The sequence below is a fragment of the Thiohalophilus sp. genome (assembly GCF_031581315.1).
In the GTDB taxonomy this organism is placed as follows: Bacteria; Pseudomonadota; Gammaproteobacteria; order UBA6429; family Thiohalophilaceae; genus Thiohalophilus.
Genome location: NZ_JAVLAZ010000096.1, coordinates 1 through 7,984, shown reverse-complemented (window position 1 = coordinate 7,984; position 7,984 = coordinate 1). Strand labels below are relative to the sequence as shown.

Sequence of the window (7,984 nt, the reverse complement as noted above, 5' to 3'; positions counted from 1 at the left end):
CATGACACCATGTCGAGCCAGGCGTTGACTGATACGATTAATCCTTCCACCGGCCAGCCCCTTGAGTGCGTCCCGACCCATCAGACTGCCCAGCAGGTAGGTCAATACGGCACTGACAAACGCCCCTGTCAGTGCATAGACAGCACCCCACCAGGCACCGAACACGATAATACAGGCGACGATCAACAGGGTGACCGGCACCATCAACATGGCCGCAATGGCAAATCCGGCTACCGTGATTGCAACCGAGAAGGGGTATTGGCGTAATGTTTCTATAATGCTGGTGGCCCGATCCACTTTCAGCCATTGACCCAGCGGGGTGAGGTTCCAGACAGCGGCCAGCGTGGATAACAGTAGAATCGCTGCCAGCCAGGTTAATATCCGTTTGTTGGGCAACAAGGATCTTTGAGCCGGCAAATAGTGATAGAGCAGACTTTCCATGTTAATAGGCTGCTCGGGGTCAATTAGATCGATATTGGTTAGTATGCTTTGCTCATATTTCGGTAAAACTTCTTCCAGCGGCATCAGGCATCGCGCATCACACTGTTTGCGTAATGATTCAATCGAATTGATCAGCTCCGGTTGTTGCTGCTCTGTTTCGGCCACCTTGTCGATGGATGTGTCCAGATGCTCGCCGAGTAACCGCTGGCGAAACCGGCGAATTGCCTTGCCGGCTTTAATATTATCACCATGAACCTCAATCGCGATATCACACTCGGTGTCGAGACCCATTGAACGATTGTTCAGATTGGAGGAGCCGATACGTACGAACCGGTCATCGACTACCATAACCTTGGCATGCAGATTGAGCGGTATTGTTTCCAGATTTTTTTTCCAGGGATAGTAAATGGCCAAGTGGCCATGGCGATCGGCCTGACGTAAATCCTGCAGGAGCCTGACGCGGATAATATCCAGCGAGTTCTGGGACAACCAGCCTTCGGTCTCCAGAGGCAGGTTGAGAATAATTTGCGGGCCATCCTCCTCCAGAAGCCGCTGGATCAGGGCCTGATTGATTGGCGGGCAGGTATAGAACTGGTTCTCGATATAGATGAAATCCCGCGCGGCGGCGATCGCATCGAGATACAACTGCTCGACTTCCCGGACTTCCTGATAATCGTCATAAGCCGGTTCTGTCCGACTGATAGCCACATCAACCTCTTGCATGTCCGGCTTCAGGGCCGATGGCCATAGCGATGCGGCCGGCGCGTCGAGGGGTTTGAATTCCTGATCGGTGGCGCGGCGCCAGCGTTCGCGGAACAGATCCGCCAGCGCCGAAGCAACCTCACCTTCAAGGGCAATTTGCACGTCATGATAGGGGCGTCCGAGCGTGCCATCGACCTGCTTGCGCCGGGCATCGTGTGGATGGTGTTCCGGGGTATCCCACCGGCCGCGGGTAATGTCCAGGCCGCCGGAGAAGGCCAGCCGCTCGTCCAGCACCACGAATTTCTGGTGGTGAGAGGCCCCCAACGGATAATGGCTGTCGAGTTTGAATGTCAGACGCGGGTGGGTTTTCCAGCCGAATTTATAAATCGGTAACCATTCTCGTCCCATATCCAGCAGGCGGGAAAAATCCCAGTTCAGCATGTAAACATGCAGATGCCGCTGTTTATGCAGTTGTTTGTCCAGTATCTCGGCCAGGGTGCGTTTGTCGCCCTGCAGGGCACCGAGCCGGATATCACTGTAAATATCCCATGAGGAGATTAGGATCTGCTGCCGGGCCTGAGGCAATACCGCATGCAGGGCCTGAAAATAATCAGCACCGTCGATTAAAAAGGCGATGCGCTCGGCTCGACGAATCCGCCAGCAGTTGCGCCCGGGTTTGAGAATACGTGTCGGAGTCGACATCAGTTAGTCTGCCGAATTGGTTTGCTTTATCGTGTTAAAGAGGCGGGCGAGAGACGAATCAGTCGATAGGACCTCCCTGTTTGGTCGGGGCCTCCCGCGTATCGGGGTGAACATCGAGTGTTTCGATGGCATCCAGAATCTCTTTGAGAATATTCTCTTCACCGCCGGACATGCCTTCTTCCTGGGCTACCTGAAGTTCACGCTGGTCCTGCTCCCAGCGTTTGAGTATCTGCAGGCGCTGTTCATCGCTGAGTCCGGGGTCGGCCAGAACCTCGCCGGGAGCGTGATAAACCAGAGTAGGGTCCTTGATAGCCTTGTCAAAGTCAGAGGGCGTATTCACGATAGTCACTCCTGTCGGTATTAATAGTGTGATGCTGCTCTCACTATAGCGCGTACTTTTGATGCTGGCATTGATATTACGCAATGCCTGTCTATGTCGGTACTGTCATCCCTTATGGCGTATCACTTTCAAGTTGTCTATCTTTAGAGCAAGTATACATGGAGGTGTGCCATGAACCAGATCGTTCTGACCGAGCCCAACGAGCTCCCGTTACGTCAGGCTCTGGCTGAGCGCGAAGCGGAGTTGGACCTGTTGCTGGAAACCAGCCAGGTGCTGAGCATGGAGCTTGATGTGGATCGCCTGCTGCAGGTTATTGCCGACAAGGCGCGGGCCATTACGCATACCCGCTCTGTCCTGATCCCGATCCTCAACACCGAGTGTACCGAATATACCTACCGGGCGGTCAGCGGCGAATATCGTGATGAGATTCTGGGCGAAACGCTGCCCCTGGATACCGGGATCTGCGGCTGGATCTGGCGCAATAAACAGCCCTGGTGGCAGGAGACCCTCCGCCAGTTGCCGCCGGAGGAACGTTTGCGCTGGGAGCAGGCCAACGAGAACCTGATGATGGTTCCCCTGATCGGCAAAAAACGTTTCCTGGGCGGCATTGCCTGCATGGATAAACAGGACGGGAGCGATTTTAGCCGTCGCGATCTCGATCTGCTGATGCTGTTCGCCAACCAGGCCGCCATTGCAACAGAAAATGCCATGCTCTATGCCGATCGCCAGGAGCTGAACAACTCACTGGAACGCCGGGTCGCGGAGCGCACGGCCGAACTACAACAACTCAACGAAGAGATGGAAGCGTTCAGCTATTCAGTCTCTCATGATCTGCGTGCCCCCCTGCGGGCTATTCTCGGCTACAGCGAGGCTTTGCTGGAGGAGGCCACCAGCACACTGCCGCCGGCGGCCATGAACTATCTGCAGCGCATTGCCCATTCGGCCGAAAACATGCAAGCCCTGATCAATGCCTTGCTGGAACTGGCCCGCCTGCGGCATAACCCGCTGCACTGGCGTCATGTGGATCTTGGCCTGATGAGCCGGGAACTGCTCGAGGAGTTGCAAGCGCAATACCCGGACACGCCTATTGACCTTATTGTTGACGAGGAAATAACCGTCTCGGGGGATCCCCAGTTATTACGCATCGTGATGCAGAACCTGCTGGCCAACGCCGTCAAGTTTTCCCGGGATCGCCAATCGGTCCGGATTCGTGTTGGCTGTCACCGCGAGGCCGGGGAGATGCTCTGCCACGTGGAAGATAACGGTATCGGTTTTGATGCCAGCTCGGCCGAGCGACTGTTTCAGCCTTTTCAACGCCTGCATGCCGGGGACCGGTTCGAAGGGACGGGCATTGGCCTGGCGACCGTGGCACGGATCATCCAGCGCCATGGTGGTCGTATCCATGCCGAGTCCAGCCCGGGAGAGGGTGCCTGCTTTATTTTCAGCCTGCCTGCACCATCGCACCGGTAAAATCGCTCTGAGCGATCGCCGGGTGGCCCGAAAAAGGCTACTCATTTTACGGTGTTTGAGTTACATTCCTATAAATAACAATAACCTCCGGAAGCAGGGCAGGGGCATTTCCTATGATAAAGATCCTCCTGGTGGACGATCACGATCTGGTGCGTACCGGCGTGCGCCGGTTGCTTGAAGATGTCGATGACTTCGAGATTCTGGGTGAAGCCACCAACGGCGAAGAAGCCATTCAGATGACGGCCACGCTCAATCCCGACGTGGTGTTAATGGACATCAATATGCCCGGCATCGGCGGCCTCGAGGCCACGCGCAAAATGCTGGGCGACAAGCCGAGCCTGCGCATTATCATCGTGACCATGCATCAGGATGATATGTTTGCCCAGCGCCTGCTCAAGGCCGGCGCGGTCGGCTATCTGACCAAGGGAGCCCGGGTGGATGAAATCAGCCATGCGATTCGCGAAACCATGGCAGGGCAGCGTTACATCACCCCCGAGATTGCGCAACAGCTGGCGCTTTCCCAGTTTCCCGAACACGAGTCCAGCTCGCCCTTCGACAACCTTTCCGAACGCGAGCTGCAGGTGCTGATGATGCTGATGGAAGGTCATAAAATCACCACGATTTCCGACAAGCTCTGCCTCAGCCCCAAAACCGTGAGTACCTATCGCCAGCGGCTGTATAACAAGCTGGACGTGCATAGCGACATCGAGCTGGCCCGGCTGGCCATGCTGCACGGGGTGATCGAATCCAGCCAGATCCAGTAACCGCGCAGGGCGAAACGCGGTACAATAGCCCGGTTATTATCCAGTTGTCCCAGGTTGAATCACGCATGCCCTCCCGCCCGAACCTTGAAGCATTCGATCCCGACTGTCGCCAGTGTCCCCGCCTGAGAGATTTTTTAAAACAGGTCCGGCGTGACTATCCCGATTACCATGCCCGGCCTGTCGCGCCGTATGGCAGCGCCAGGCCGAAGCTGCTTATCGTCGGCCTCGCGCCGGGGATGCACGGCGCCAATGCCACCGGGCGGCCGTTTACCGGCGATTTTGCCGGCATTTTGCTCTATCAGACCCTGCACAAATTTGGCTACAGCAACCGGCCCGAATCGGTCGCCCTGAACGACGGACTCAAACTCAAGCAGTGCCGGATTACCAATGCCGTCAAATGCCTGCCGCCGGAGAACAAGCCGACCACTGACGAGATGAACACCTGCAACAGCTATCTGCGCGAGGAGCTATTGAGCCTGCCGCGTAACAGCGTGATTCTGGCGCTGGGCGGCATCGCCCACAAGGCCGTGCTCAAGGCGCAGGATCTGAAGCAGTCGCAGTATAAATTCGGCCATGCGGCCCATTATCAGCTACCCGACGGGCGCTGGCTGGTCGACTCCTATCACTGCAGTCGCTACAACACCCAGACCGGCCGTCTGACCGAAAAGATGTTTCATGATGTATTTCGGCTCATCGGTAAACTGACGGAGCAAAAATAATAGCGCCGCTCAGATGAACAGGTAATCCGCAAAACACGCAAATTAACGCAAATAAAATACAATATTCGCGTCTTTCGCGTTCATTGGCGGACTTTTATGGTTTCCGGGACCATCAGATTTTCCCTGATTTAGCCGTGCAGGGTGGGGTGTTACGCACCCTTACCCCGAACATAAACGAAAACTGACAATTTGAAAAACCGTCCGCGAAAAACGCGAATGAACGCAAATAAAATCATTGGCGTTGATTTGCGTTCATTGGCGGACTGTATTGGATTCCCCGATGACCGTTGTTCCCGCTGGGGTTAAAATAGTTTCATGAGCGCTAACACCCCTGATTTTGACGCCAAAGCCTTTATCAAGGGCCTGCCCAACCGGCCGGGCGTGTATCGCATGCTCGATGCCAACGGCACGGTGATCTATGTCGGCAAGGCGGTGGATCTGAAAAAACGGGTCAGCAGTTATTTCCGGACCAACCTGGACAGTCCCAAGACCCGGGTGATGGTGGCGCAGATTGCCGCCATCGAGGTCACCGTGACCCAGAATGAAAGCGAGGCCCTGATCCTGGAAAACACCCAGATCAAGGAACTGCGCCCGCGTTACAACGTCCTGTTTCGCGATGACAAGAGCTACCCCTATATCTATCTCTCCACTGAACATCCGTTTCCGCGCCTGACGTTCCATCGCGGCGCCAAGCGGGGCAAGGGGCGCTATTTCGGCCCGTACCCCAGCGCGCCCTCCGTGCGCGAGACTCTGAGCCTGCTGCAAAAACTGTTTCCCGTACGCCAGTGTCGCGACTCCTTTTATAACAATCGCTCGCGCCCCTGCCTGCAGTATCAGATCAAACGCTGCACCGCGCCGTGCGTCGGCCTGATCAGCGAACAAGAGTATGCCGAGGATGTCCGCCACGCGATCCTGTTTCTGGAAGGCAAGAGCAGTGCGGTGATCGATGCGCTGGCCGAACGGATGGCGCGGGCGGCCGAGCAACTGGATTACGAGACCGCGGCCCGCTATCGCGATCAGATCGCCAGCCTGCGGCATATCCAGGACAAGCAATACATGGACAGCGACACCAGCGGCAACCTGGATGTCGTCGCCGCGTCGGCCCAGGGCGGCATCGGCTGCATTCAGGTGTTTACCATTCGCCAGGGCCGCAATCTGGGCAACCGCAGTTATTTCCCCAAACATCTGGACGGCCTGGAACCGGAGCGGCTCGAAAGCGAGCTGATCGGCAGCTTTCTGACCCAGCACTACCTGGCCCGTCAGGATGATATTCCGGCCCAACTGATCGTCAGCCATCCGCCGACCGAGCAGGGCCTGATCGAAACCGCCCTGGGCGAGGCCGCCGGTCGGCGGGTCAGTATCCATCACAAGGTGCGCGGTACCCGGGCGCGGTGGCTGGAGATGGCCGAGCAAAACGCCCGCCAGACCCTGAGCCTGCGGCTCAACAGCCAGGCGACCCAGCTGCAGCGTTTCGAGGCGTTACAGGAAGCCCTGCAACTGGACGAAATGCCGCAGCGCCTGGAGTGTTTCGATATCAGCCACACCATGGGCGAGTCGACCGTGGCCTCCTGCGTGGTATTTGATATCAACGGCCCGCTCAAGTCCGATTACCGGCGTTTCAATATCGAAGGCATTACCCCGGGCGACGATTATGCCGCCATGGAACAGGCGCTGACCCGCCGTTACAAACGGTTGCGCGAGGGGGAGGGCAAGCTGCCCGATATCCTGTTTATCGACGGCGGTAAGGGCCAGGTCGAAATCGCCCGGGGCGTGCTCGAGGAATTGCAGATCCCCGATGTGCGCCTGATGGGCATTGCCAAGGGACCGGGCCGCAAACCGGGCCTGGAAACCCTTTACTTGTCAGACGGTGGGGAAGAAACTATATTGCCGGCTGATTCGAAAGCGCTGCATCTCATTCAGCAGATTCGGGATGAAGCTCACCGTTTCGCGATTACCGGCCATCGGCAGCGTCGCCAGAAAACGCGCAACACCTCCACGCTGGAGCAGATTCCCGGGCTGGGGCCCCGGCGCCGGCAACAGTTGCTGCACCGCTTCGGCGGTCTGCAGGAGATCGCCCGGGCCGGGGTCGAGGATCTGGCCGCGGTCAACGGCATCAGCCGCAAACTGGCACAGCAGATATACGATACTTTTCACCAGGATGGATATTGAACCATGGCGATGAACCTGCCGACCAAGCTGACCCTGCTCCGCATCGGGATTATTCCGTTTTTCATCGTGGTGTTCTATCTGCCGTTATTCGGGATCAATAATTATTTGCTCACCGCCATATACATCCTGGCGGCCATCACGGACTGGTTCGACGGTTACCTGGCCCGCAAATGGGAACAGGAGTCGGATTTTGGCGCCTTTCTCGATCCGGTCGCGGACAAGCTGCTGGTCGGCGTGGCGCTGATCCTGCTGGTCAGCAAGCATCCGGGGTTCCTGCTGGCGATCCCGGCCGCCGTGATCATCGGCCGGGAAATCACCATCTCGGCCTTGCGTGAATGGATGGCCAATGTGGGCGAGCAGACCAAGGTGGCCGTCTCCATCATCGGCAAATTCAAGACCACGGCTCAGATGCTGGCCGTTGTCTTTTTGCTGTTTGAGGAGCCGATTGGTCGTTTTCCCACCATGCTCATCGGTTATTTGCTGCTCTATACCTCGGCCGGCCTGACTCTCTGGTCCATGCTCCTCTACCTGCGTGCCGCCTGGCCGAGCCTGACCCGGGAGCAGTAACGGGGATGTCACGAAGTCTTGACAGATCGCGTCGTATCGCTAAAATACGCCTCTCTCAAGCGGGAATAGCTCAGTTGGTAGAGCACAACCTTGCCAAGGTTGGGGTCGCG

Annotated in this window: 7 protein-coding genes; 5 read left to right on the top strand and 2 right to left on the bottom strand. The window is 57.1% G+C overall.

Translation table 11 applies throughout. The annotated features are described in order from the left end of the window. Together RI563_RS11455 and RI563_RS11450 are read right to left on the bottom strand one after the other, a co-directional pair. The coding region (locus RI563_RS11455) for a phospholipase D-like domain-containing protein (RefSeq protein ID WP_310694516.1) at positions 1-1,845 on the bottom strand (1,845 nt) is incomplete at its 3' end. A 58-nt stretch (positions 1,846-1,903) separates the two neighbouring features. After that, positions 1,904-2,185: a hypothetical protein gene (locus RI563_RS11450; RefSeq protein ID WP_310694515.1), complete on the bottom strand. Its 282-nt coding sequence runs from the start codon at positions 2,183-2,185 to the stop codon at positions 1,904-1,906. A 171-nt stretch (positions 2,186-2,356) separates the two neighbouring features. On the opposite strand from RI563_RS11450, the gene RI563_RS11445 reads away from it, so the two are divergent. The 5 genes from RI563_RS11445 to pgsA all read left to right on the top strand — a co-directional run bounded on the left by RI563_RS11445 (position 2,357) and on the right by pgsA (position 7,874). Then, complete coding sequence (locus tag RI563_RS11445) at positions 2,357-3,655, top strand: sensor histidine kinase (protein WP_310694514.1); 1,299 nt, start codon at positions 2,357-2,359, stop codon at positions 3,653-3,655. 113 nt (positions 3,656-3,768) lie between these two features. Then, entirely contained in the window at positions 3,769-4,419 is a 651-nt protein-coding gene (gene uvrY / locus RI563_RS11440; protein WP_310694513.1) for a UvrY/SirA/GacA family response regulator transcription factor, read from the top strand. A gap of 65 nt (positions 4,420-4,484) precedes the next feature. Then, a complete protein-coding gene (locus tag RI563_RS11435; RefSeq protein WP_310694512.1) occupies positions 4,485-5,138 on the top strand; it encodes a uracil-DNA glycosylase in 654 nt (217 codons plus the stop codon). A gap of 315 nt (positions 5,139-5,453) precedes the next feature. Further along, on the top strand, positions 5,454-7,307 hold the full coding sequence (gene uvrC, locus RI563_RS11430) for an excinuclease ABC subunit UvrC (protein WP_310694511.1): 1,854 nt from the start codon (positions 5,454-5,456) through the stop codon (positions 7,305-7,307). Between the two features lie 9 nt (positions 7,308-7,316). Further along, positions 7,317-7,874 (top strand): CDP-diacylglycerol--glycerol-3-phosphate 3-phosphatidyltransferase, encoded by a 558-nt coding sequence (gene pgsA / locus RI563_RS11425; protein ID WP_317622888.1) that lies wholly within the window; start codon positions 7,317-7,319, stop codon positions 7,872-7,874. Positions 7,875-7,984 lie beyond the last annotated feature (110 nt).